The sequence below is a fragment of the Paenibacillus aceris genome, assembly GCF_017874035.1.
Taxonomy (GTDB): domain Bacteria; phylum Bacillota; class Bacilli; order Paenibacillales; family NBRC-103111; genus Paenibacillus_E; species Paenibacillus_E aceris.
Window position 1 is genome coordinate 236,767 of the sequence record NZ_JAGGKV010000008.1, and the last position, 26,939, is coordinate 263,705.

General features: G+C 42.8%; 22 protein-coding genes and 1 riboswitch. Of the genes, 1 reads left to right on the forward strand and 21 read right to left on the reverse strand.

Annotation, left to right across the window (positions count from 1 at the left end; translation table 11 throughout):
- Nucleotides 1-53: 53 nt before the first annotated feature.
- The 5 genes from J2Z65_RS17145 to J2Z65_RS17165 form a co-directional block, all read right to left on the reverse strand.
- The gene (locus J2Z65_RS17145; protein ID WP_209855972.1) at nucleotides 54-887 is read right to left on the reverse strand and encodes a carbohydrate ABC transporter permease; all 834 of its coding nucleotides are present in this window, start codon (nucleotides 885-887) and stop codon (nucleotides 54-56) included.
- Nucleotides 884-1,834: a carbohydrate ABC transporter permease gene (locus tag J2Z65_RS17150; RefSeq protein ID WP_244999161.1), complete on the reverse strand. Its 951-nt coding sequence runs from the start codon at nucleotides 1,832-1,834 to the stop codon at nucleotides 884-886. The genes J2Z65_RS17145 and J2Z65_RS17150 overlap by 4 nt, the downstream gene beginning before the upstream one ends.
- A 94-nt stretch (nucleotides 1,835-1,928) precedes the next feature.
- Nucleotides 1,929-3,371, reverse strand: coding sequence for an ABC transporter substrate-binding protein (locus J2Z65_RS17155; RefSeq protein ID WP_240159773.1), 1,443 nt, complete (start codon nucleotides 3,369-3,371; stop codon nucleotides 1,929-1,931).
- Between the two features lie 144 nt (nucleotides 3,372-3,515).
- Nucleotides 3,516-5,318, reverse strand: coding sequence for a cache domain-containing sensor histidine kinase (locus tag J2Z65_RS17160; RefSeq protein WP_209855976.1), 1,803 nt, complete (start codon nucleotides 5,316-5,318; stop codon nucleotides 3,516-3,518).
- A 52-nt stretch (nucleotides 5,319-5,370) separates the two neighbouring features.
- The gene (locus J2Z65_RS17165) at nucleotides 5,371-6,981 is read right to left on the reverse strand and encodes a response regulator transcription factor (RefSeq protein WP_167060138.1); all 1,611 of its coding nucleotides are present in this window, start codon (nucleotides 6,979-6,981) and stop codon (nucleotides 5,371-5,373) included.
- 424 nt (nucleotides 6,982-7,405) lie between these two features.
- Here J2Z65_RS17165 and J2Z65_RS17170 point away from each other — a divergent pair, with 424 nt between their 5' ends.
- Nucleotides 7,406-7,855 carry a VOC family protein gene (locus J2Z65_RS17170; RefSeq protein ID WP_167060141.1) on the forward strand — a complete coding sequence of 150 codons (450 nt, stop codon included), beginning with the start codon at nucleotides 7,406-7,408 and terminating at the stop codon, nucleotides 7,853-7,855.
- Nucleotides 7,856-8,168: 313 nt separating this feature from the next.
- Here J2Z65_RS17170 and J2Z65_RS17175 read toward each other — a convergent pair whose 3' ends face one another.
- The 16 genes from J2Z65_RS17175 to J2Z65_RS17250 form a co-directional block, all read right to left on the reverse strand.
- Complete coding sequence (locus tag J2Z65_RS17175) at nucleotides 8,169-8,483, reverse strand: DMT family transporter (RefSeq protein ID WP_167060144.1); 315 nt, start codon at nucleotides 8,481-8,483, stop codon at nucleotides 8,169-8,171.
- Nucleotides 8,483-8,824, reverse strand: a complete 342-nt coding sequence (locus J2Z65_RS17180) for a DMT family transporter (RefSeq protein WP_167060147.1) — start codon at nucleotides 8,822-8,824, stop codon at nucleotides 8,483-8,485. Before J2Z65_RS17180 ends, J2Z65_RS17175 begins: the two co-directional genes overlap by 1 nt.
- Before the next feature lie 21 nt (nucleotides 8,825-8,845).
- Nucleotides 8,846-9,430, reverse strand: a complete 585-nt coding sequence (locus J2Z65_RS17185; RefSeq protein WP_193580979.1) for a TetR/AcrR family transcriptional regulator — start codon at nucleotides 9,428-9,430, stop codon at nucleotides 8,846-8,848.
- A gap of 158 nt (nucleotides 9,431-9,588) precedes the next feature.
- Nucleotides 9,589-10,980, reverse strand: coding sequence for an amino acid permease (locus J2Z65_RS17190; RefSeq protein ID WP_209856001.1), 1,392 nt, complete (start codon nucleotides 10,978-10,980; stop codon nucleotides 9,589-9,591).
- Nucleotides 10,981-11,142: 162 nt separating this feature from the next.
- A riboswitch (Lysine riboswitch) is annotated at nucleotides 11,143-11,330 on the reverse strand.
- A gap of 187 nt (nucleotides 11,331-11,517) precedes the next feature.
- On the reverse strand, nucleotides 11,518-12,387 hold the full coding sequence (locus tag J2Z65_RS17195; RefSeq protein WP_167060152.1) for an SDR family oxidoreductase: 870 nt from the start codon (nucleotides 12,385-12,387) through the stop codon (nucleotides 11,518-11,520).
- A 93-nt stretch (nucleotides 12,388-12,480) separates the two neighbouring features.
- On the reverse strand, nucleotides 12,481-12,894 hold the full coding sequence (locus tag J2Z65_RS17200) for an Rrf2 family transcriptional regulator (RefSeq protein ID WP_167060155.1): 414 nt from the start codon (nucleotides 12,892-12,894) through the stop codon (nucleotides 12,481-12,483).
- A 149-nt stretch (nucleotides 12,895-13,043) separates the two neighbouring features.
- The gene (locus J2Z65_RS17205; protein WP_167060157.1) at nucleotides 13,044-13,559 is read right to left on the reverse strand and encodes an SRPBCC domain-containing protein; all 516 of its coding nucleotides are present in this window, start codon (nucleotides 13,557-13,559) and stop codon (nucleotides 13,044-13,046) included.
- 30 nt (nucleotides 13,560-13,589) lie between these two features.
- Nucleotides 13,590-13,934, reverse strand: coding sequence for an ArsR/SmtB family transcription factor (locus tag J2Z65_RS17210; protein ID WP_167060160.1), 345 nt, complete (start codon nucleotides 13,932-13,934; stop codon nucleotides 13,590-13,592).
- Between the two features lie 163 nt (nucleotides 13,935-14,097).
- The gene (locus tag J2Z65_RS17215) at nucleotides 14,098-14,901 is read right to left on the reverse strand and encodes a uroporphyrinogen-III synthase (RefSeq protein ID WP_167060163.1); all 804 of its coding nucleotides are present in this window, start codon (nucleotides 14,899-14,901) and stop codon (nucleotides 14,098-14,100) included.
- A gap of 196 nt (nucleotides 14,902-15,097) precedes the next feature.
- Nucleotides 15,098-16,117: an alpha/beta hydrolase family protein gene (locus J2Z65_RS17220; RefSeq protein ID WP_167060166.1), complete on the reverse strand. Its 1,020-nt coding sequence runs from the start codon at nucleotides 16,115-16,117 to the stop codon at nucleotides 15,098-15,100.
- Between the two features lie 135 nt (nucleotides 16,118-16,252).
- Nucleotides 16,253-19,273, reverse strand: coding sequence for a sialidase domain-containing protein (locus J2Z65_RS17225; RefSeq protein ID WP_240159798.1), 3,021 nt, complete (start codon nucleotides 19,271-19,273; stop codon nucleotides 16,253-16,255).
- Nucleotides 19,274-19,571: 298 nt separating this feature from the next.
- A complete protein-coding gene (locus tag J2Z65_RS17230; RefSeq protein ID WP_167060172.1) occupies nucleotides 19,572-21,029 on the reverse strand; it encodes a putative glycoside hydrolase in 1,458 nt (485 codons plus the stop codon).
- Between the two features lie 147 nt (nucleotides 21,030-21,176).
- Complete coding sequence (locus tag J2Z65_RS17235; RefSeq protein WP_167060175.1) at nucleotides 21,177-22,172, reverse strand: phosphotransferase; 996 nt, start codon at nucleotides 22,170-22,172, stop codon at nucleotides 21,177-21,179.
- Nucleotides 22,173-22,225: 53 nt separating this feature from the next.
- A complete protein-coding gene (locus tag J2Z65_RS17240) occupies nucleotides 22,226-24,013 on the reverse strand; it encodes a cache domain-containing sensor histidine kinase (RefSeq protein ID WP_209855978.1) in 1,788 nt (595 codons plus the stop codon).
- Nucleotides 24,014-24,027: 14 nt separating this feature from the next.
- A complete protein-coding gene (locus J2Z65_RS17245) occupies nucleotides 24,028-25,632 on the reverse strand; it encodes a response regulator (RefSeq protein ID WP_167060181.1) in 1,605 nt (534 codons plus the stop codon).
- A gap of 107 nt (nucleotides 25,633-25,739) precedes the next feature.
- Nucleotides 25,740-26,930, reverse strand: coding sequence for a Gfo/Idh/MocA family protein (locus J2Z65_RS17250; RefSeq protein WP_209855982.1), 1,191 nt, complete (start codon nucleotides 26,928-26,930; stop codon nucleotides 25,740-25,742).
- Nucleotides 26,931-26,939 lie beyond the last annotated feature (9 nt).

The window sequence follows — 26,939 nt, forward strand, 5'->3', positions numbered from 1 at the left end:
GATCACCCCCTTAAGGTAGTTAATTGCTATGTGACGGTACAACCCAATTACGCTTACCCCTTCACACCAGTCATCGCAATGCCTTCTACCAAATGTTTTTGCGCAATGAGGAATAAGATTAAGGACGGCAATACGACAACGCTTGTTGCTGCCATCATATAATTCCACTGCGCAGAATACGTCCCTTGGAACAAAGTCAATCCAAGCATTAACGTGTAGTTTTTCTCTGATGTTATAAACACCAGCGGGCCCAAATAATCGTTCCAACTCGCAAGAAAAGTTAACAAACCTACGACTATCATCGATTGTTTGCCTATCGGTAAAATAATTTTCCAATAGGTTAACAAATGGCCTGCTCCATCGATCTTCGCCGCTTCATCCATCTCTCTTGGGATCGACATAAAAAATTGTCTAAGCAAGAAAATGTTAAACACGCCGCCGCCAAACCATGCAGGTGCAATTAACGGAACGAAGGTATCGGTTAGATTCAATACTTTCCAACCGATAAAGTGTGGAATCATAACAACGAAGAACGGCAGCATCAATCCGGTTAAAATAACTCCAAAAACGCGGTCCCTGCCGATCCAGTTAATTCTGGAAAAACTATACGCGCAAATTGAACTGCTTAATAAAACACCGATAATAGAAAGTCCTGTAACGATTATGCTATTGAGAAAATATTGGGGGAACGGGTGACTGCTGAGCGCAGTTTTAAAGTTCTCCCAATAAAGCGAACTTGGGATAAAAATAGGCGGATTTTTAAATATCTCACCCATATCAACGACTGCCGTCCTCACCATCCAATAAAAGGGAAAGAGGCAAATCGCACTGCCGATGATTAGGATCACATATACAAGAAGCAACTTAAGTGACTGTTTTCTTTTCATTTACGGTCTTCCTGCCCTTCGTAGTACACAAGCGATTTTGAGAATTTAAAGAAAATCCAAGTGAACAATAAGATGATTATAAACAGCATGACCGCACTTGCGCTTGAGGTTCCAAAATTAGAGAATTGAAACCCTTCTCTGAACAAATACAAGACATACAAGTAGCTCGCCTTATTCGGACCCCCTTGCGTCATGACATACGGTTGAACGAACGTTTGAAAAGCGTTAATAAACCCGATTACCGTATTGAAAAAGATAATGGAAGAACTCATCGGAACCGTGATGTAAAACAATTTCTGAAAACTGTTACCTCCATCCACTTCGAAGGCTTCATACAGATGAGAGGGAATATTCTGAAGTCCGGCTAGAAAAATAACGATCATGTTCCCCGTCGTCCATAGACTGATTAAAATTAATGTAGGAATTACGGTTGCGTCGGAAGACAGCCATAACGAAGTTGGTAAATGAAACGTTTCAAGTAAATAATTGACAATACCAAAGTTCGGCTGCAATAACCATAACCAAATGATGGAGGATGCTGCGAGCGGAATAATAACAGGCAAATAAAATATGGCACGGAAAATGGTTCGTCCTCTTATTTTCATATTTAACAAAATAGCAATGAAAAATGAGAATATGATCCCAGCCGGCACGCTAAGCATGACATAATAAAAAGTTGCCTTGACTGCCGGATAATAGAAAGCATCTTTGCCTGAAAGCAAATGAATATAATTATCGAACCCGACAAACTGCGGAGCTGAGACTATATTATATTTGGTAAAACTGAGATACACCGTATATAACACAGGACCAATTACAAATATAAGAAACCCTAGCAATACAGGTGAAGCAAACAAAAGTCCGCTGATCAGTTCCCGATAAACTCTTTTCTTGACCATTTTTTTTGATTCCGTGATGATTTCTTTTTGTTCAACACCAATCTCCATTGCGATCTCTCCTGCATTCATTTGTAGATTAGCCGACAATGTCAGATATGCCGGCTAATCATATATCCCACGCTCTGATATCGTAAAGCTGTGATTAGTTTGAACCAAATCTACCTTTTATCTCTGCTTGAACTTTCGGTGCCAAATCTTTTAGCGCTTTTTCTGCTGTCGTTTTACCCAACCAAACCGGATCAAGTGCAGAGAATGTCATATCAGTGACTTTGCCGAAATTCATCAAATAATAGCCAGGACTTGCTACTCCATTTTTCAACAAGTTATTCATAAAGGCATCTTTGAAACCTTCAGGGTGTGCAGGATTATTTTCCGCCCATTGTGCAACCAGTGCAGGATCCGTATACCATTTTTTCATAGTAGGCATCCACAGACCGTCTTTGTACAAATCTATTGCACCGGCTGGATCTGCTAAAAATTTGGTCAGCATCCATGTTTCTTCCAGATGCTTCGTAGATTTATAAATAACGCTTTCACCGCTAATACCCATGGCAATGCTTTGTTTCATCTTCGGCAATGCGCCGATACCATAGTTTACTTTTGCCGCTCCAAGATCAAGATTAATCCATTGTCCATGCATACTCATGGCGACAATTTTAGATTGAAGGGCAACAGCCTGGGAAGGAATGGATTTCATTTGGGTTGGGGACGGCGCAACATGATATTTATTGATTAAATCAGCGAGTCTTTGAACCGCTTCAACCGCTTCCGGTTGGTCGAGCGCGAACGTTTTGCCATCTTTCGAAATGATATCGCCGCCGTTATTGACGACTTGCGCCATAATTGGCCCCCACCAGCTTTCGAATGATACACCGAATTGTTTGATGTTATTTGCATCAAAACTCGGGTCAGCCGCATTTTTACCATTTTTATCGAGCGTTAATTTTTGAGCTACGGCTATGAATTGATCCCAAGTCCATGCATTTTCAGCTTTTGCAGGCGGTACTTCTACTTTTGCCTCTGCAAATAAATCTTTATTGTAGAAAATGGCAAATGACTCCGCTGCTGTACTTATCGCATATGTATAATTGGGTTTCGTGCCGTTGAACCATATATAATCGAGGAAATCTGATTTTTTAATTTCTTTATCATTGGCAAACAGATCGTTGAAGTTGACAAACTTCTCTTCATTTTGCCAGGCTTCCCCTAACTCCGAGTGCATATAGCCAGCATCCGGCGCTTCATTACCGGCAACCATAGCCGTGATTTTCGCGTCATAATCCGATTCCGGGATGAACACAGGATCGACAGTAATCCATGGATATTTCTGCGTGAATTTTTTCGTTGCATTCTCAATTGCTGTTTTTTCTTGAGGACTTCCCCAATATGTATACTTTAATTTGACGGGGTCCTTTTTGGCCTCCGGTGATGCAGCTGCTTCTTTGCTTGGTTGAGGCAAAGATGTTCCCGCTGGTGATACCGCCGCCTCTTTGGTACTCGTACTGGTCGTACACCCCGTAAGAGTTATCATGGATGCGAATAAAACAACGAGAGATCGTTTCATCATTCTTTTTTTCTGTAGCAATTTGCTTTCCTCCCTTATCACTCTAAGTTCTTCATAAGGTTTAACTTATGTAATTACAATATAACGAATGCGCTTACATCTTGATATTCGAAAGTTTTTGGTTTAGTGGATTATTCTTATATTTTCATCATAAATGACTCTACGCTAAAAAATGTCCACATTGCTCTCATGAATCCCATAAGGAAACACGATATGAACGCTCGTGCCGCTACCTACTTGGGAATCAAAGGTTATTCCGTACTCTTGACCGAACAAAAGCTTAATCCGTTTATCAATATTACTAATCCCTACATGGTCCGAATCACTGTCCATAATCTTCTTCATTTGTACATCGCTAATGCCCTTTCCATTATCCTGTACAGTAAAATATACGTTCGTGTCACTTTTCCACCCGACAATACGAAGTATCCCGCCTTTTTCCAGCGACTCAAATCCGTGAATAATCGCATTTTCGATGATCGGCTGAAGAAATAGTTTAGGTACCGTACAATTGTCTAACGCGGGATCTATTTCATATTGAACGCCAAAAATACCCTCATAGCGAGTGCTCATGATATGCAAATAGCCTTTCAACCATTTCATATCCTCTAAAAGGGGAACGACTTCTTTTTTATTATGTACGGTATACTCAAGCATCGTGGATAAGCTAATAATCATACGGCTAATTTCGTCCTGATTTTTGTCGATCGCCATCCAATTGATTATATTTAACGTGTTATAAAGAAAATGTGGGTTCAGCTGCAGGTTCAAGGCCATGATTTCCGCCTCTTTTTCCCTTAATTTCACCTCATAATTCTCAGTTATCAATTGTTGTATTTTTTCGTTCATTTGATTAAATTTACTGAATAAAAAGCCGAACTCCTTGTCCGATACGACGGGGATTTTGGTTGTGAACTTCCCAATTCCAATCAAATGGGTAGCAACTAACAATTTTTTGATCGGATTCGTTAACCAGCCTGAAAGGAAATAGGCGATAATGATCGACAAAATCATTAGAAATATACTCAGATATAGCGTATAGGTTCGGAGGTTCGACAAATTGACTATCAATTGATCATATGGTACGAAAGCGGCCGTCATCCAACCGGTTGTTTGCATCCTGTCAAAACAGACCAGCATTTTTCTTCCGGCAATCGTACTGATCAACGATCCGCTGTTTTTCAAAGCAGCATCTTTAAACCAAGCTGAATCTGCATAGGATTTGATATGATTGGACTGCGAAGGCGAGATTACTCTTCCTTCCGGAGATAATACATAGGTATACGCCCCGGTCACAGGCAGGCTATCGGCAAACACACTATTAAACATGGCTGCTTTCACATTAATTAACAGAACAGGTCTTTCAATACTTTCATCCATGTAATGGATGGATCCGTTTTGGAAATACGTACTGTTGATCGTGCGAGCCGCAGCAAATAAACTGTACTCCTCATTCTTCAGTATTTCGCCGCTTTTCACAATTTGAGACACTTCGTAATTTGGAATCCAAACGAGTCCTCCTTCTGATTGCTTTGCTTCTTGATACACGCTGGAATCCATTACTTTTTCTTGTGAAATGGATACATTTGTACTGCCGAAGGTGTAATAGCTGGTTAATAGATTTGCGGAAAAAATATCTCCGTTTTCAATAAAATATTGATTTAAAATCTCCTTAATTCGCTTGTCACTTTGGATTAATTGCATGTCGTCATCTTTATCCATTGCATTCAAAAGCGTATACAATTCGACATTAGAAATCGTGGACAATGTACTTTCTTGTAATTTGTAAAGCCGGTTATCAATGATCTGATTATCTTTTTTGACAATTTCATAGATATGTTTACTGGCATTTTCCAGAATGATTTGCGAACTGGTGCTGTAATATTTTAAACCGATCACGATAGACGGGACTGTTATAAGTAAAATATAGGAGATTGTTAATTTGTCTCTAAACCTGAGCTTATTCATCAATCTGCCTAGGAATTTAATTCTTGACCTCACTTTACATCAACTCGCTTTATTATTTTTTCGCGCTGGACATGTTCAACGCTATTCTTCGGTATTCCTCAGGCGTTACCCCGAATTCCTTTTTAAATACGCGATTGAAATATTTGGTATCTTTAAATCCGATTAATTTGGATATCTCATAAATTTTGAAATCAGACTCTTCCAGAAACTCTTTTCCTTTTCTTAACCGTGTTCGAAGCAAGTATTGGCTGAACGAGATGCCCGTATTTACTTTGAAATAATGACTAAAGTAACTCGTATTAAAATAAAACTTGCTGGCCATGGATTCCAAAAAGAGATCTTCAGCATAATTTTCTTCGATAAATTGCAAACATGTCTTGATGATCATTTCTTTTTTCCAATTTCGAGTATTTAAAATGTTGTCAATCATGTCATTCAGCATCTCACTTACGGTATCTCTCATCGTTAAAAAGAATGTACTATTTTTCATCGTGTCTTCGGTTTTTCTTAATAATTCTTTATAATAATCTTCTAACATAACATCTTTGAAATGATGAACCACGTGCAACATAATGCGCAGAATAAATTCTTTAAAGGAATCCGGCAGCGGGAGCCCATGGCTAATCTGTTTGTCGAAAATGGTATGAATCAGGCGGATAGCTTTGGATTTATCGGATTCCCGAACTGCATCCAGCAGCTCCTCTTCTTCTCGATATTTCGTTAGCAGTTTTTCACTTGCTGCTGGGATAATATCATCTAAAGCAATTATAATAGCGCTTCCAAGGAAAAATTGATACGACAATGCCCGTTTTGCATCTGCAAACGACTTGTTTACTTGTCGAATAACGTCCTCACATTCCGTTCCTAGCGCCATTGTGATGTCCAAATCGAATTCTTTCATTTCCCGAATGCACAATCCCATTTTATCAAGAGTTTCTGTCGAACGAATGTCGCATGCACTTGTAGAGACCACTGTAACAAGAATGCTTCTCCGATCCTCCAAAAAAAAGGAAATCGATTGGGATGAAGCCCCTAGAGCTCGTTCGACATTTTCCTTAACCAGCTGTCTCGTCTGGAATTCATCGGTCCTATACGTAGATTTTAAAGAATTGATCTCTGTTAACAGTACCGTGCCTTTATTGATAAGAGGAAGTAATTTCTGCACCTCTAATAAGCTATTTCCTTCTAAATGTCCCAGAACCCACTGGTTCATCAAATGATCGTTGTAAATTGGAAGTGTTTTATTTAGCTTCGTAATCGTATATTCATTTTCTTGCAGCTGGGTTTGATTCGCCAACATAGCTTTTTCAATTTTATCCAATGTATTGTCCATCGTTGCAATATCAATGGGTTTGAGTAAATATTCGCAGACACCTAGACTTATTGCTTTTTGAGCATATTCAAATTGCCTGTACCCGCTAAGAATGACGAGGATTGGTGGTTTATCATAGGACTCAAGTCGTTCTAAAAGCTGTAACCCGTCCATTTGGGGCATTCGAATATCGCTAAACACAATGTCAATCTTATGGTCTGCCATAATAATAAGCGCATCGTTCCCGTTTTTTGCCTTAAATACTTGATAGTTCGGTTTTAACTTACTGATCAGGTTCGCAAGACCATCCCTATGCCTGGGCTCATCATCTACAATTAAAAGATTGTACATAGAACTACCCCCCCATTTCTATATTTCATACCATAGGAAAACTCAAACATATTCGCTGTCAGCAACAATTTCACCAAAAAGATGACACTTCCTGCTAATAAATTGACATTCGACAAAGGTTCCTTTGAATATGCAAATTGCTACAAAAACCCCTTCGATGTGCACTGGAGTTCATAAATCTACTTTAACTTTAAATGGAAAAAGCTCTGAGGAGGTGGGAACGGTTAGATAGGGTTCGTGCTTGGGCAGCGATTATAGCATTTGCATGTTTTATGACTTCTTTGGCGCTACAGGTAGTTGGGAAATGATGTGTGATGGCATCGGATTCACCCCATAAGTGTCCAATTCCTCCGACTATGGGATATTCTTGAAGGAGACATGCTATACTTGATGAAGTATATAAGGAATTCAGGAGGGCTTTTCTATGGTCAACAACCGTTCTGTACCCGCCAATATTGTGCTGCCCCACATCTACTATGATAACGTTGAAACTTCGCTGAACTGGCTAACCGCGACATTCGGTTTCAGAGAGTATTACCGTTTCGAACAGCCGGACGGACAGCTCCATGGCGCGCTCTTGCACCTTGATAGTGCTTGGGTAATGCTCAAAAATTCGAATCCAAGCCAGATAAGCCCTGCCAAACTCGGATATTCTACACAAACCCTCATGATATTCGTTGAGGACATCGACTTGCATTATGAGCGGACAAAATTGGCTGGCGCCAACATTGTAGAGGCTCTCAATGAAACGGAATACGGCGAACGGCATTACGTGGTACAAGACATTGAAGGACACCATTGGATGTTTTCTAAGCACGTTAGAGACGTTAGCCCTGATGAATGGGGCGCGGTGATCGCTTCCTCCAGCATGTAAAAAAACTCTCCGATTGGAGAGTTTTTTATGGGAGATTATGTTGGCTGCGAAGATTAACGCTAACTTGACGGTGAATGCGAAGAACAAAGACCAACGATTTAGCTTTGTTTTTCACCGTTAAAGTTGCTGAACTCCTAACCAGGCGTGAGTTAACGCTGAAAAACGACTCTAACTCCTCCACTCGAGCCCAAACCCCAACCTTTGCATCAAGGTAACGTTGTTTTACAACGTTACCTTGTCTGCCGATGCGCAGCCCAACACTTTAGCGTTGATTATCAACGTTAAAGCAGCTTCACTCCAATCATCTAATTGGTTAAGCGATTAATTTCAACCCAACTGCTGCGCTTAATACCATGCCGATGAACACAATCCGTTTCCAATCCTTGGATTCCCCATAGAACAGCATCCCGACGATAGCGCCGCCAACCGTTCCAATCCCAGTCCACACTGCGTAAGAGGTACCCATCGGCAAAGTTTTCATAGCCAAGCTCAATAACCCGAAACTCATGACAATCCCTACGATGAAAAGGCTAAACGACCGGATGCTTTTCGCCTTATTAATCTGGTTCATACCCACAACGCCTACGACTTCAAACATCCCGGCAAAGACAAGAAAAATCCAACCCATTAGACGGCAGCTCCTTTCGTAGTATTCTCTTTCGTCACAAATTTCAATCCAAATACACCGGATAAAAGAAGTAGAATAAGGAATACTTTAAGAAATCTAAATGGTTCTCCGAACAACAGCATTTCCACCAATACGGTTCCCGCTGTCCCCATGCCGGTAAAAACTGCATACACGGTCCCCACCGGCAGCTTGGTCGAAGCGCTAATGACAAGATGAAAAGAGATATACATCGCGATGATCGTGCCTATCCACGTCAAGGTCGTGTCCGAATGTTTTAATCCTGTGACCCAAATAACTTCAAAAAAAGCGCCAATAAATATATAAATCCAATTCCGATTCATGTTGTCAATCCTCCTGCTGATTTACTTTTTGATGCCACGCCAATAGACGAACCAGGAAGCTTCAATCCTTTTCAGCGATAGCTCGGCTCCTCCGAATAGCAATTCTACGAACATGCCGTCCAGTACAGCGAGAAAAGCAACTGTCGCCACTTCACTGCTAACATCAGGACTAATGCTCCCTTCAGCAATTGCTTGATCGAATACCGAAATTAACATCGTTTTAAGCGTATCTAAATAGCGATAACCTTCTTTGACAATTACCTCATAAAGATGGGAAGGCGGGAAAAAAGCTACCCGCAAGAAAAATTTAGTGTTATCGTCTTTTTCATAACAATCTTGATACTGAATAAGGAAGCCATACAGAAGCTGGTCAATTGCACGATCTCTATAGCGATCAAGATAATCCACAGCAAAATTTATTTCCTTCGCCGTAACATGATCAAACAGTTCAAGGAAGAGATCATCTTTCCCTTTGAAATGAGTATAAATGGATTGCTTTTTGATGCCTACTTCCGCTGCGATGTCAGCCAGCGATGCGCCTTCATATCCGTTTTTGGCGAACTGTTTGAGCGCAATCTCTTTAATCCGATCTGCAGTCACTTTCATCATCCTTCCGAACGTTCGTCAGGATGATTGTATCACGTTCTTTGTTTTAGGGCAACTGACAGGAACAGGAACTGCAACCGCAGCCGCGTGAATAGAGTCAGTCTCATTCATGCAAAAAAGCTGCCGTTACCGGCAGCTTCGTGTAGATATTTTTCAAACTATTCTTCTTCAGAATTCAAATTGCATTCTTTTAGTTTTAACACTTTAGTTTTGTATTTCCACTTGTAACCCAGCCACAATATCAGGAACAATGGAATGCCGATGTACGAAGCAAATAAAAACTTCCAGTCGACCTGACCTTCAGAGAAGGCACTAATACTTTGACCAATAATGACAATCATACACATTACACCTGCCAAGATAGGCCCAAATGGGAACCATTTGGAGCGGTATGGAAGGTCGGAGAGTTCACGCCCCTGTGCAACATAAGCTTTACGGAAACGGTAATGGCTAATCGCAATGCCGAGCCACGCAATGAACCCAGACATACCTGACGCATTCAAGAGCCAAATGTACACTTGTCCATCGCCAAAGAAGGAAGCAAGGAAAGCAAGCATTCCCAATACAGCTGTCGCAAGCAGTGCGTTGACTGGAATTCCTCTTTTATTTATTTTTGAAAACCATTTAGGCGCTTTGCCTTCTTTCGCCAACACCCAAAGCATTCGAGTAGAAGCGTACATACCTGAATTACCAGCAGACAGCACCGAGCTAAGGATGACGGCATTCATCACAGAAGCAGCTACACTTAAGCCTGCTTTTTCGAAAATAATCGTAAATGGACTTGCCGCAACGCTGTCGCTGGCCAATGTATCTGTCGTATAGGGAATCAGCATACCCACAACGAAAATTGCTAAGATATAGAATAAGAGGATTCTCCAGAAAACACTGCGAATCGCCCGAGGAACGTTTTTCCGTGGATTTTCAGACTCTCCCGCAGCAATACCCACGAGCTCTGTTCCTTGGAAAGAGAAGCCCGCAGCCATACAAACGCCAAGTACTGCAAGCAAACCACCCGAAATCGGCGCGTCACCTGCTGTGAAATTACTAAAACCAACTGCCTTTCCGCCCCAGATGCCGACGATCATTAGCAAACCGATGCCTATAAAGACAATAACAGTTACAATCTTGATCATCGCGAACCAATATTCCGACTCGCCATAGCTTTTCACAGACAACAGATTAAGCCCAACCATTAAGGCCAGGAATAAAGCACTCCATAAGAATGAGGGGCTATCTGGCAGCCAAAACTTAATAATAAGCGTTGCCGCGGACAGCTCTGCCGCGATTGTTATCGCCCAGTTATACCAATAATTCCACCCCAGCGCAAAACCGAAAGATGGATCTACGAATTTCGTTGCATAAGTACTGAATGTTCCAGATACCGGCATAAATGTTGCCATTTCTCCTAAACTGGTTACTAAGAAATAAACCATAATTCCAATGATGGTGTAAGCTAACAACGCTCCCCCTGGTCCAGCAGCATGAATCGCCCCGCCACTGGCTAGGAACAAGCCTGTTCCAATCGATCCTCCAAGTGAAATCATCGTCATGTGACGCGATTTCAGTCCTCTACGCAACTTATTTTCTTTCACTTTCCATACTCTCCCTTTACATGTCTTCCTTTAGTTTTCGTCGTAATGAAGGCCATAAACGCAAAAAAACCGCCTCTTATAACAAATAAGAAAGACAGCTTCTACTCCCTCATTTATCCTTTTCAAGATAGCACAACACACTGCTTTGGATCTGCAGCATGACAGTTCCGCCCCTTTCGGAAACGGCCCCAGCCCAGCACGGTCAGTATACCGCACGGCTTCGGCGATGGTGCCTTTTCATCAGAATCAACAGTCTTTACTGGACTTCCTCTGATGTACTCTTCAACATCGCGACCTCTACCTCATCTATTGATGAGGGTTAGTATTTAATTTTACCCTTACCTATATTAATTATCCTTCGACCAAAAATCAAATGGATAAACATTCCAATAACGATACCTAAACATCGCAGTCCCTTTTTTAAGTATAAAAAAGAGGCTGACCCTCCGCCCGCATAAGGGTATCTAGGTCAACCTTCTTAATTGTTTCAGACACTTAATTAGACTGAATTTCGCTTACGATTTGACGGAGACCCTCTTCGATCGGCGTCGTCGGACGTCCTAACAGCTTATGAAAATCGTTACTCTCGACTTCCAAAGCCCCGTCACGAATCGCGCTCTGAATCCCAACCAGAATCGGAACAACCGGCTCCGGCACGCCAGCGCTGCTCATAATGTTAGCATAAGTGGCGTCATCCACTTGTTGAACGGGAACTTCCCTGCCCAATACGCCCGCAAGGAGCGAAGCCAGCTCTTCCTGCGTAAGAAGCTTGCCAGACAGCTCGTAAACGGTATTTTCGTGACCTTCGCCAACCAATACCGCGGCAGCAGCCTTTGCATAATCACGACGCGTCGCCCAACCTACTTTGCCGGATCCCGCTGACGTTAACCAAGGTGCTCCTCCAAGAACTGCTTGGATACTGCCTGTCTCGTTCTCCAAGTACCAGTTGTTACGCAGGAAGGAATAAGGAATCCCCGTGTTTTTAATGGCTTCCTCTGTGGCACGATGCACCGGAGCAAGAAAAATCGAGTTCTCGCTCGCATTTCCAAGGCTAGTATACGCAATAAAACCAACATTAGCCTTCTGTGCGGCTGTTACGGCAGCAGCATGCTGACGAATTCGCGTTTCGTTGTCGCCATCCGTGGACACAATCAAAAGCCGATCGATACCAGCAAACGCTTTGTCTAGTGTTTCAGGTTGGTCGAAATCCCCATGCCGTACGTCCACGCCGCGGGCGCGAAGGCTTTCCGCTTTCTCCAGGTTGCGTACACTGACAACCAGATTATGAGCTGGCACGGTTTCCAATAACTGCTCTATTACAATGGATCCCAATTTCCCTGTTACGCCTGTTACTAAAATTTTCATCTTAACTCCTCCATTTTATTGAATTTATTTATTCCATCGTTATAACAATGATGGTTACAACGACGACATAAAAAAAGCTCTAAGAGCTTTTTATTACACAAACTGATCTGCCAACTGGCTTAAGTTCACTTGAGCCAGCCTTAGTTCCATCGCAGACTGGGCTTCCTTCATTTCCGCACGAAGAGCTGCTTCAATATTCCGGCCAACCGGGCAGTTGGGATTCGGTTCATCGTGAAAATTAAACAGTTGACCGTCTTCGATCACTTCCACGGCGTGATATACGTCCAGAAGTGTAATCTGATCTCGATCCTTCAACAATGTTGCGCCCCCTACTCCGGGACGTATCTCCACCAAACCCGCCCTCTTAAGCATCCCCATTATTCTGCGGATGATGACGGGATTCGTATTCACACTGCCTGCAATGAAATCGCCGGTACAATCTTTGGAAATGGCGATTAGAGAAAGGATGTGAACAGCAATAGAAAATCTGCTACTTATCTGTTTCACTTAGCATCACCACCGTTGTAATCATTGTAGTTACTACGAAACAAAATGTCAACCCTTAAACCTCGCCTAACAGACTGAACCCCAGCAAATATTTCGCCGAACTAAAACGGCCGCAGGCTCTCAACGCCAGGCGGCCGTTCCCTTATGTCTTACTTGACTTCGTTCAGACGCTCTTCCAGACGGTCCCACGTTTCGGTGATACCTTGCAGCATGCCCATATCCATGACGGTCTTCAGGGCCTCCGCCGATACATATTCAGAACGGTTAATCACTTTCGTCTTGCCGTCAAGATCGACAAATTCCAATGTGACCTCGGTCGAAGGCAAAGAGTCGTTCGTATTACCTTCGGCATCCGAGAAGGAATCGACCCAGACGATCTTCTCGGGCTCTATGATCTCTTTATAGACCGCTTTGCCCCAAGATTCCATTCCGAAAAAATGTCCCTGGTTCTCGTCGACGCACTTCATACAGAAATGCCAAACGCCGCCCACCCGGAAATCAACCTTGCAAATTGGAAGCTCCCATCCTCTTGGCCCCCACCAGTGTTTTAGATGCTTGGCCTCTTTGAACATGTTGAAAACGAGGTTGCGCGGTGCGTCGAAGACCCGCTCCAGGACCAGTACTCGATCATTTTCTACTCTTGAAAGCATGGCGTTGTTGGACATTGTAATTCCTCCTCATCAATTTGAAAGATCTTAAGAATCATTCTTGTTTTGCAATTCCCGCAAGTAATCGTCCAGTTTGTCAAATCTCTCTTCCATGACGCGGCGGAAAGACTTCACCCAAGTATCCAGCGCTTGGAAGGGCTCAGGCCGCAATTTATAAATACGGCGGTTGGCTTCGGCCTGTACGTCCACAATCTCGTTATCGTAAAGGACCTTCAAATGCTTGGAGGCTTGAGGCTGATGCAGCCCCAGCCGGTCGGCGATTTCCCCCACGGTCAGGGGGCCGTCGCGCAGTAGCTCAATGATTTGCCTGCGATTCGGTTCGGCCAGAGCGCTCAGAGTCGACACCTTAATGCCTGGATTCTTCTCTGACATGATGCTCACCTCATGAGATCAGTATCTTCTTATCAACTCATCCTCCTCTACCACAACCGTCATCTTGATGTTGAATTGAATATACCACAAAAGGAATATTCCTGTAAAGGAATATTCAAAAAATATAAATGGCACCGGCTCCGTGCCGATGCCATCGTTCATCTCACTGGCTGTAATACTTCACCAATTCGATAATCATAGCTCCCATCCTCTCATTTTCAGGCGCTATAACGAGTTTCAAACCCTCATCTTTCAAAGCTTCGGCAGTTACTTTGCCAACAGCAACAGCTTTTACATTTGTGGAAAATGCTTGTCTGACTGTATCTATAATTCCTTGTCGTCTTGCATATTCAAAAAGATACCTCACTTGCACGGCTGTTGTGAAACATACAGCATCAATCGAACCTGTCGTAAGTTCATGACACAAAGTTTCAAGTGTGGATGATTCCGGTTCAATATGCCGATATGGCAAAAGCTGAACGACATTTGCTCCCCGCTCCTCCAAGAAATGAATTAACGACGGCTGCGGTTCACCGTGCAGTTGGACGACTACCGTTTGATTCGAGAGATCATGCGAAGATAAACTGTTAATTAAACCTTGTGTTGTTCCATCTTCATCGATGACGTCTGACTTTATGTCCAATTTCTTAAGCAAATTATTCGTCTTGTACCCGCGAGCGGCAACGTTTGCCTCCTTCATTTTTTGCAGCAAACCTGAATACATGCCCAGCCTTTCAGCTGCACTCAGCAGCGTTTCTGTGCCAGTTCCAGTTGTGAACACAAACCAGTCTACTTTGTTATGTAAGCAGAAATTTAGTTCTTTCTCTACAGCCGTCTCATCCAAATATAGTAACCCTTGCAATGGTCGAACGAGTGGAGTTCCTCCCTGTTTCTGAATCAATAAACTCATTTCCTCGGTTTTCCTGGATCCGGCAATAACGATTTTCTTGTCAACTAAGTTTCCCATTTCTCTCTAAATCCCCCTTTGCTTACTTGGAACCCTGAAAAAAGTATATAGAATATTGTCACTAAATTCATCACCCAATTTAACATGATATAACCCATCCAGTACATAACCAATTTAAATGGGCTGTTATTTTGCTATACATAAAATGGAATAAAGCCGCCGAGTCTTTGCTCGGCAGCTTCCTATAAACGTTTATTCAACTTTGGCCCCAAACTCGATGAAACCAGTCATATGCCACATTTCCTGAGATTTGATGATCGCCATCAAATAGATCTAATTCCAAATTTTCTGATGCTTCCAGGAGCTGATAAACGCTTTGAATCTTCTCAAACGCTTCCAAAGCAGCGTGCCTAGGAAAAATAGGATCTCTTTTTCCTGCTTCAATCAGCAGCGGCCTTGGAGCGATCAAACCGAGCAAATCGGGCATTTCGGCAATTAGGGACAGACCAGGTATATAGTTGTCTATACAGTGATGAATTGATAAAATGCTAGCTTGAAAAGTGTTGGCATAGCCACTAACGACTGCTGCGGAAATCCTATCATCTACCGCGGCTGCAAACGAGCAGACAAGCCCTCCACCTGAAATTCCCATACAACCAATTCGATCCGCGTCTACATCATCCCGTGTAAGTAGATAGTCTACACAACGCAGTGTTTCATATACGCGATATCCAGCCATTGTCTGACCCATGGCTAAAAGAAAAGTTGATAGACGTTTACAAGAGTCTGATTCCCTTGATTCATCTACAATCTTACGATCACCAAAGCCTAGCAATTCCGGAGCGACTACGACATAGCCCCTCCGTACCAATTCAACCGCAAAATTTTTCTGGTAGCCTGTCTCTCCCGTCTTTTCCTCACCATCTTTGGTTAATCCGACGATATCCTTGCTTCCATAACCATGGCCATGACAAGCAATTACCGCTCCCATTCGCTCTTTGCGTTTTTTCGGAATGAGCACATATACCGGCATGTAGAGATTAGGATACGTCTGAATTTGAATCCTCTGACGAATATAAGTATCACAGACTTCTGATTCAAGAAGTACCGGAAAAAGTTCGGAATTCTTCGTTGGAAAACCGCCAAGCAATTCTACGAATCGTCGCTTTAATCGCCCATTCCAATCGCTCCATTCCTCTTGTGAAGACGCCCCAAAACTTTCGGAGGGAGTTACACGCTCGTAAAATTTCTTAAAATAATTATCCGGACTCCACATGAAAGATTATCACCCCAAATTTGGATTTCGAATCATCGCGGCATATCTCCTGATACTTAAACCTTATGCGACTCGATTGGGAATAATATCTTCATGGACAAGGTGATTGGTGGGTACAGATCATTCGGCACTCATTTATTCCAAAATTTTGCTGGCCACAGTTGCGAGGTCATTAATGTCGATACTTCCATTTTTATCAATGTCATAACGCTTAACTTGCTCCCAATCAGGGCTTAAAGAATCTTTGCCATAGTGGGCTGCGATCATAGCAAGATCCCCAATACTAACTTTTCCATCATTGTTCAGATCTCCCGGGATGCCTACCGCTGCTGGGTTCACTTGAACACTTATCTGAGAAGGGACTGCATTCGTTTCAGTTCCATGTTCGTCGGCCACCGTTGCATTTGAAACCGATATGGAAGCAGTAGCAGGCTGCAGAGTATCTTTGGCTTTAAAAGTAAGTTCCAGCACTTGCGCATTCCCAGTGACGGCGTGCCCAGCCCCTTCGCTGGCAACGATAAATCGCAATTTGCCTGGTGTTTGATTTTGGCTATTCACCAATTGGACGCCAGTGATTAATGACTTCGCTGACACATAATCGATAACACTTGCATCGTAGTTCAGCGTAATATCTTGTGCAAATACGTTCTGAACCAGGCCGCTTAGCTCTAAGCGCACCGCAAACTCCTTGCCTGGTTGAACAACGTTTTCTCCGGTTAAATGAGTTGCAGCATTGTCGACGCCACTTGCGGATAAAGCTTTGATGGTACTCGTTAATTTGTTTTCGCCTGCTTGATTTGAAAGCGTATTCCCATATGCGTTATAAATGGTTAAGTCTGTTGCGAACACAGCTTCAAGCGGGTAGGTTCCAGCGGTAAGTTCAGGGAACGAACCTTCGAAAACGAATTCAGTACCCGACTGATTCTGGCTTACCATTTGAAAATCAACATTCATACCGCCGATTTTACCTGTCAACGTTCGGTTCCCATTCAGCATAGCGTAGCTGTTGAATACGGTTTTTATTTGCAGCTTTTCACCTGCTGCATAGCCGTCCGGCTTCGGAGACTCAACTGAGATAGATGCTAGTTTCGGCACAGGACTTGCGGCTTGGCGCTGCCATTTCAAATATTCCGTATTGAATTTAATAAAGCTCATGTTCGTATTGTCAGTTCCTTCATAGAAAAGGCCTATTTCGCCATTCGGCAAGTTAGTAAGGCTAGAATAGGCATAGGTGCCGTCTTTAACCAACTGTGAATATTTCCAATCGAACGTATACCTAGTTCTTCCGTTAGAATAGGTTCCGTTTTCATTGATCAATCCAACTCGGACTGTCCCGTTAATTCGGCTGGAAGAATTGCCAGGGCTAGCGAAAATAACGGCGTCTTTGCCATCAATTTTTCCGTTGTATCGGATTGCAGTCAATTGACAATAGGCTGCAATAAGCGCATTTTCGGTAACAACCGTGGCATCCCAGGTTTCTCCTCCATCAAAACTGGTGGCAATTTGGGCGAAGCCGGAATAATTTCGGATGAATAGTTTCAGCTGTCCATCCGGCATTTCAACAACTTGTGATTCCGTAAGCTCATGGGAGGAATTCGTAAAATCTTTCTCGTGAATGATCACACCGCCGCCAACATCGCGCCCTTCATTCGGAGATTCGCCACGGTGCCAAGTTTGGCCATGGTCATCACTATAAATGACAGCGCTTGCTTGTTTGTTGTTATCGTTCAAGAAATAAACAGGGAACACTAGTCTATCTTTGTGAGTTCCTTGCGTTAATTGAATGCCCGATCCGGGACCCGTTCCGAGGAAAATCATCCAATCCTCTTTTGTATCATCGTTCAAATCGATAGGACCTGTCCACGTCGCCCCCTCATCATCGCTGTAGTAAAGCTCGAGGTAAGAAGTTTTGTAGGCTTTCAACGGTGAGTTCTGGCCGAAAACATTATCTACTTTAACGCCGTTCAAATAAAGATTCCTTTTCATATCAACGGTATAGTTTGTTACTGCTCCTGCGGCATCGTATACCTTTCCTTCTTCTCTTATCGTATATTCATTGCTGGAGGAATCAGTTAAGAACATATATTTCTTCCCGTCTACCGTTTTGAAACCTGTGCCTTTGTAAGCATTATTGCCAAATCCACCTGCAAGCCCTCCACCATGGGGGAAGCCATCTACCAGAGAGAAAATTCTCCCCGTGCTTTGATCCTGCATAAGCGACATATCGATATTTGATGCTTGATTCGGGTAATCGTTGATCACGATCCCGTTGTTTTCCCAAGTTGTGCCTTGGTCAAAGCTTCTTCTGACGACAGCGTCAATATTGTTGGGTGAGTCGGCACCGCTGTTATTTCTGCGGTCGATGCCCGCAATTAATGTCCCATTCTTCGTTTGAAGAAGCGCGGGAATCCGGTAGTAGCTGGAACCCATAAACCCGGGAGTGAAGATGTTTGCCGGTGCCGTAATTTTCGCACCTTCCGGGATTGGATTAACACTAGGAACCTTATTGGTTACACCGGTAATATTCACCAAATCTTGATCGGCAAGAGGCTTGCTGTACACTTCCGCAAAATCAATATCACCTGAAAAAGGATATTGATTGGAACCGGCTGGTCTCTCAGTGAGTCCTAATTTTGCGCTGTTCGGAGCATAGATATTGTTCAAAAATTTCCGCGCAGACGTTGTATCCTGCTTAACCATTGCGCCATCCAGGAAGTATTTGTAGCCTTTGGCTTTATCCATGACCATGGCGACCGTATGAACTTCATTTTCCTTCAAAACGAGCGTATCTGTTTTTACATGCGTGTTGACTTGCGTTTGTCCTGGCTCCGCATATCGGTTTTCACTACCTATGGCGGTAGGAGAGATGTAAAGATGGAAATGTCCATTCGCTATTGTATTGTTGCTAAGTGAAAATAAGGACATAATGCTGGAACCGGCGGTATACCGAAATCTAACAATGATTGTTCCCTCATCCAAGACCTTGAGTGCATCCACTTTATCATTCAGATTTGTGGAGCTGCCGCTGGCTACATGTAGATTATCCATTCGTAGAACCAAACTCGGATCCGCTGCCACTACCGAAGTCGTCTCATTAGCCATGATATTGACAGGTAAGGCGAAAAGCAGAATAGCCACAATAAAAAATAATGTCATTTTTCTCAAGTGATACATCTCCTCTGTCGAATCATTCTTTTCAACTGTACATATTTCCGATACATTTCGTATCGAAAAAGCGAACTTCGTCTCTCTCCCCCTCTCACAACAACTATTTTAAAACGTATCCTCTCTCTTAGACATCCCTTTCATTTTACATTGATGGTCGTATATTGACCTCTTGAAGCTAAATACCAAAAATCCCCCCGCCAACTTGGCCGGGGGGGGGAGCTTTTTTCAATTTCTTTTTCCATCCTGCCGCGTACGCCCATATCTCCGCTAGTTCCTTTATTTTTATCTATGGGATATAGGTTACTCCTTCCGAATAGGAATTGTTGGCATTCCAGATGAGGTATTCATGAACACCCGCATCGTTTAGAGCTTTAATTTGTGCATCTACTTCAGCCTTTCCATAGGGGATATAATTGCCGGCACCTAACCAGCTTGCTGTAAAATCTTGTATCCAAGGACGCGATAAAGGTGGTGTCTTGAGCCCCGCAAACTTTTCTTTTTCTGCCTTCATATATGCAGTAACCAGGTTATAGGGCTCTTTATCCGGTTTGGATATTCCGAAATAACCATTAGACCAGTGGCTTGGATAGATCATAGACGAAATGACATCTACTGAGCTAGATATCCGGTTAAAATTCTGACCTATACCTGGCGCTTCAGGCAAAGTCGCAGAATATCCGAAAATATCAACAGAGACGTGCACTTGATAAGGTTTTAATTGTTCTTTGGCATAGGCCACAAAATCGCTGACAGCATCAACACGAAGTTGTGTCAAACGTGCTTTATCGCTAAAGTCCGGTGTATGGGGTGCTGCCTTTTTAAGATTTGATACGCTCTTTTGAGCATCGTCCATAGCTTTTTTATTTTCATCGGTTTGTGCTGAATTGTAGGTATTCGTAGCATCTGTCAACTTTTTCTCTAGAGAAGACAACTCGTCTTGATATTTTTTGGTGGCTTCAGCATAGTCTTGCTCATCTTGAATAAATTTGGTTGGTTTTTTGTCCTTGTAATCCCCCATTGAATAGGTAAGAACTTTATCCCTGCTTTCAAAACCTTCCGGGAATCGAACATAATCAAACTGGATTTCTTTAAATCCAAGTTCAGCCGCTAATTTGGCTACCTCTACATTATGATCCCATGATTCTTTGAGGAATGGGTTGATAAAGCTGTCACCATTAGAGTTACGCCAAGTACTATTTCCGTCTAAATAGGTGAGGTCAGCGCGTTTTTTCGCCAAAACCGTATCTTTAAAAGAAACAATTCGAGCGATCGGATAGATCTTATGCTCTTCAAGAGTTTTCATTAGCGCTTGGGGATCTTTGATATACGGCTGCCCAAATTCGGCAAGGTTTCCCTTGGGCTTAAATGTGATATAACCGTCATCATCCTTGATGTCTATCACCATTGCATTAAGGTCTGTATGATCCAAGAGCGACAAAAGTTTAGTCATACGTTCCCCTCCTGCGGACCAACCGGTTACATAAATTCCACGAACAGCATCTGGATAGGTGAAGTGCACTGGTGGGTCAAAGGAAGGCGCTTGACTTGGCGCTGGCGTGGGCGCTGGTGTGGGTATAACCACAACGGGTGAAACGGATGGCAGTGGCGCTGGTGTGGGCTCTGGAACCGTGGTAGATGGCTGCTCTGATGGGGCCGGAGAGTTAACAACGACATTTTCTGACGAACAAGCTGACATCGTAAGCAGGAGTAATAGCATCATACATAGGCGACCTTGTTTCTTCACGCTGTTCCCCCTCTTTCAAAAATCGCATGATTTCTGATCCTCAATACTTGAAGTATTCGTGAAGGGAACAAACTATGCTGACCTTGATCGTTTAAAGCTAAAAAAATAAACAAGGAGCAGCTGCCATGGCAGTACCGCTCCTTGTTTCTATAGGAATGCTGGAGGCTGAGGCAGCCCAAGAAGGTTGCAAGACCAGCGTAGTGCAGGTCCCAATTGTAGTCGCTGTATATCTCGAAGGCGCGGGAGAAGAGGTATTGGCGGTTTCCCAGCTCTCGATGCGAAAAATCCTGCTGTAGCAACGGCAACTGAATGTATGGCAAATGCGGGAAAGTGAATACCATGTTCAGCCATTTCATGCATGTAAGCCGGCAATAAACATTCTGCAGTTGGCCCGCCTTCCCCCTCTATACTCGGAAAGAAGAATCCCACATCAAATATTAGCGGCCCCCTGCATGCCAAAGCCCAATCGAATAACATCAAGGAACCGTCTTGCAAACGGAGATTATCCGAACGAATGTCTTTATGGATTAACCCCCAAGGCTGGTCCGGACGCATAAGTTCACTTTCAATTGGAATTAGGCGATCAATTACGGCGTCAAACCAAGCCGCCGCATCTTCTCTATTCTCCTGAAACAGACCGAGGAAGTACTCTCTCTCATCACGGTTATTTTTTATGTTTAACCAGTTATCGATTACACCTTTGCTACCCATTTCTTCAACCTTCCCCGCCTCGGAGAGACCCCGCACGTGAAATGCTGCTATATCTCGAATCGCCTGCAAAGCCATTGCCTCAGACCAAGGCGGAACCTTCTTCGCATTTTTTAAATCTTCCAGCAATAAAAGGTGCCAACCATCAACACTTACAGACCCGAAATAGCGGGGAGATATTGGAGCAATCGCAGTAACTTCACGATATACGGCTTCTTCCATTGGAAGCACTCTCCAATTCTCTGCGATGGAGCCCTTTCCAGCTCCCTTGGCAAATATGGTTCTGCCATCTTCTAAAAATATTCGAAAGGTTGCGGTCGGCCCGTATCCGCCAAATACACGAGTTGCCCTTTTTATCGTGCCTGCCATTTTGTGTTCGACTTGCTTCCGTAACTCTTGAGGTACATCTCGCCAGTAAGGTTTCGGCTCACGCACGGCATTTCACATCTCCTCTGCGATTGGTAAAATAATTTCCAAAGCACTCAGCGTCATGGGATACTTCCTCCCAGGCTTACATTCAAATCCTCTTGAATCTTGTACTTCAGAATTGGAAAATGAATCGTCACTCTAGTCCCGCTGGCCAGAGGATTATTTTCAATGTTTACACGGTAACGTGTACCAAAAAAAGCTTCAAACCGCTCTGTGACATTGCGAATCCCATACCCGCCTGTATTTCCTTCTCGCGCTTCTTGCCAGTTTTTTCTCAGTCCTACGCCGTCGTCGATGATACTGATGATGACTTCGCCGCCCTCTTCTTTTGCACCGATGACGATTCGGCCGGTTAATCGTTCATTAAAACCGTGCATAATCGCATTTTCTATAAAAGGCTGAAGCGTCATTTTCGGGATATACCACTCTTTTAAATGTTCAGGCAAATCGACAGATACCGTCAATCCCTCTTCCCAGCGAAGTTGCTGGATTTGCACATAGCAGAGCGCATGCGTAAATTCTTCGCGAATTGTAATAAGACTTTCCCCGTTCGATAGTCCGATTCTGAACATTTTTCCCATCAGTTCAAGAATTTGACTTAATTTATCATGTCCCGCAGACAGCGCCATCCAATTCAATTGATCTAAAGTGTTATATAGAAAATGAGGGTTAATCATCGCTTGCAGCGCTTTTATTTCCGCTTTCTTTTGTTGTTTGTATTGATTTTCCAGGGATGAATATAAAGTTTTGATTCGATCCATTAATTTACGATATCCGGAAAATAAAACGCCAAATTCATTCTGATAATCCTCTGGCAAATTCACCTTATTCGTGTTAGCGGTATATCTCCCCATCTCATGGAGCAGCTGGCGTATCGGCGCGATAAACAGGTTCGAAAAATATAACGTGAATAATAAAGCAATCAGAATCGCCGAAGCGCCTACAAAAGATAGAACCACGGAAATATGAATACTGCCCTGTGTAATTTGATTCCATGGCGTAAGCTGAACCAGCGTACTATTAGAATTATAATGCTTAGCCCATACCATTAAAGTATTCTCTTTGGAACTTGCCGAGTCCGTATTTCCTGGTAATCCAACTTTGATATAGCCGTTTTCATCGTCCATGTCCGGCAGATAGGACTTAATCTTCGTTTGTAACGAGGGATCCCCAATGTAGGTAATGACTCTGCCCCCCGAATCTAAGAGAATACGGTTGGAAGATGGCATTTCACCGGTCATTTGTTTTTGTATTGAAGACGCTTTCAAGTTCAAGAGCATAATCCCTTGATATTTACCACTGTTCGAATAAATTTTGCGCGCAAAGCTAATGACGTCAATTTTCCCTTGAACCGTTGTGATGGTATGTTGACCAATCCAAGCAAAGTCCGCATTTCCAACCGAATCATACCAGTCTTGTTGTCTTGCTTGATTGATGTCAATGAATGAAACTAGTCCCTGTGATTTAGATGGAAATGCATTTTTTGTATAAAAATCAATGGATTGAATAATAGGCGTTGAATAAGTTATATTACTCAAAAATGTTTCCAGCTCTTCACGTCTTTGATAATTCACATAGGAATCCGTTGTAAGATCCGGATATTCTGAAGTTACTGTATTCCGGGATACAGCCAGTGAAATTTGCTCAATCGCGAGCATTTGAATTTCAATTTTGTTATATAGTTCACTTAAATTACCTTTTTGATAATAAGTCGTAAGCCGCACCATTTCTTGTGTTGAAAGGGTATACGTTAGCCAAATGACAATCGTCAGTAAGATAACAACGAAGCTTGCTAAGCCGCCAAAGAGTAAATAATCGATTCGATACCTTTTAAACATATTCTTCATTTGCAAGACCGCCCTTATGTGAGTAATTCGGCAGGTGTAATCCCAAAGTATTTTCGAAATGTGGTGCTAAAATACGGGATATTATTGTACCCCACTTTATTCGCGACCTCATAAATTTTATGTTTTCTTTCCAAGATGAGCCGTTTGGCCTCCTCCATTTTTACACTAATGATGTAATTGTTGATCGTTTCTCCCGTTGCGTTCTTAAATACTTGGCTCAAGTAATTACGTGAGATAAACACTTTGTCTGCGAGATCTGCAATTGTAATATCATTTGCGTAGTTGTCACGGATATATTGTTTGATAAAATCGATAGCCATTTTATGTTTAAAGCTTTCTTGGCATTGCTGGTTCGCACATAATTGGCGGATGATACCTTGTAACCACGCCTCATACTGATCATAGGTATAGATTTTGCTTAATTCATTTTCAATGGTGTGATCCTGGAAAATATCATTCAGACGGATATCTTCATCCACCAGCGCAAAGCTGAAAATGGCCCAAAACTGCGCACCCAGTAAGCTGAATTGAGGTGGAACTGTGCTTCCTTTTAAAGTTGTCATGTACTTTTCGATAATCTTCTCGGCATTTTTGCCTTGTGTTGTTTTAATATCTTCAATCAATTGCTGATAAAACTTGATCGGTTTCGCGGCCGTATGCATGTGAGCCGATGAAGAGCATTCAGTGCTTGCATATTCAAACACACCTGTTGATTGGAAGACTCTAACATCTGGTCCCAAAGGCTGAAAAGCCTCTTCCAAAGAATCCGATAGATTGGACCAATTCTCCGTGAATCTGCCGATGCCGATGCGAATCGTAATATTCAAATATACTTGCACACATTCAATGATTTTCCTGGCAAGGGCTCTGATAGGATCGATATGCTCCGAATAAAGCGCATTCTTTTCAAAATGAAGAATTAACGCCGCATGGTAACCATGTAATTCAACATAATCATAGGATCTCTTTTCTGCTTGAAGGATTTCTTTAATAATGTTTTTGATTGCAAATCGAAATAATAATCGATCCGGAGTTCGGACATCGGACATTCTCGTCGTTCTTAAAATCTCAATGCCGAGCACGATATGACTCTGATCTTCTTCCTTCTTACAGAACAGCGTCATCTCATTCCAATTGCTTGCTGTCCCCGTCACTACCGTTTTTAATTGTTCTTTCCGCACGTATGGCTCGTATTCGTCTAACTGGTCGCGCAGTTTCTCCTGCTCAATCTTGGAATGATTTTCGTTTTCGATTGACGCAATCGCACGCTGCAGCACTTCCGTAATCGTGTTTCTGGAAACCGGCTTCGATAAGTAGTCCTCTACTTGAAGCCTTAGCGCTTGTCGAGCTACTTCGAAATCAGAATAACCGCTATGAATAAGAATCTTCCCTTTAAAGCTCTCTTTCCGCAATGTTTCTATCATCTTCATTCCATTCATAACAGGCATGTAAATGTCCGTAATGACGATGTCAGGCTTTTTTTCCCGAATAAGCTCTAATCCGCGCTCTCCATTCAAGCATTCGCCGACCAACTCGGCTCCAATTTCTTCCCATGGAATCACTTGCTTCATCCCTTTGAGTACTTGGCGGTCATCATCAATGATTGCAACTTTCCACATCTTGTTGCCTCCTAAATAAAGGGTTTCATATAAAAGCACCCCTTCATTATAACATCAGAATAACCTTATCAGGGTATCTAAGTTAAAGAAGGGGTGCTGATTACTAATTACGCTTGAGAGAATGATTGAGAGAAGTCGTTTTTAACATCCTCTTGTACCGTTTTAATAAATTTAGAAGTTTTGATTAACTCCATCAGCTTATGTTCGTATTCGTCCGCATCAAAAGGGACATCGATCATTTTTTTATTGAATGAAGATAACATAATGCCATTACCAATGGTCAGTCCTTTAATTCCTTCCGCTCCATCAGCGATCAATTCGCCTCCGCCATTCAGTACAGCTGCAAAAAATTTCTCTGCAACCACTTTATGACCTGTCGGCACTTGCGTATTGACCGGAATTTCGGTGTACCAGCTTTCCACGTTCGTAAACCCATCTTTCGTTTCTCTCAGGTGCTTAAGCATGGAGATCCGATTTTTATATAACACAAGCTTCTCATTCTCATAAACCAACTTTCCGTGTTCCCCGACGATTTCAAACCGGTTCGTCCCCGGAGACTCCGCCGTTGTCACAATAAAGTGACCTATCATGCCATTATCATGCTCGAAATAGGCTGTAACTTCATCTTCCACTTCGATGTTGTGGTATTTACCAATGTTCGCGTGACCGCTAATTCGTGCAGGAACACCGAAGAGCCATTGATACAAATCGAGATTGTGGGGACATTGATTCGTTAAAATGCCTCCGCCTTCGCCGGCCCAAGTTGCACGCCAACCCCCACTGTCGTAATAGGATTGAGACCTGAACCAAGCGGTATTGATCCATGTTACCCTTGTTAATTGTCCAAGATCGCCACCGGAAACAATTTCTTTCAGCTTTTTATAAAATGGAAGTGTACGTTCTTGGAACATCATACCAAATATAAGTTCAGGGAAATCTTGTTTAGCCTCTTCATAAGCATCGATTGATTTCTGAGCATCATTGACATGAACAGCTAACGGTTTTTCACAAAGCACGTGAATGCCTCGCTTAAAAGCTTCGATCGTAATCGGTGTGTGATCGTAATGTGGGACTGCAATAATAACAGCATCAATACCCGATTGATCAAAAAGCTCAATGTAATCGTAATAGGCGGTCGTATGAAACTCGGCAGCGAATTTATCCGCTTTTTCCTTCACAAGATCACATACACCAACCAGCTCAACGTTGTCTAACTGTTTCACATATTTAATGTGAGTGTTAGCACCGATATTACCCAGTCCAACAATAGCAACTTTTACTTTTCTAGTCGTGTTCATCGTTTCACT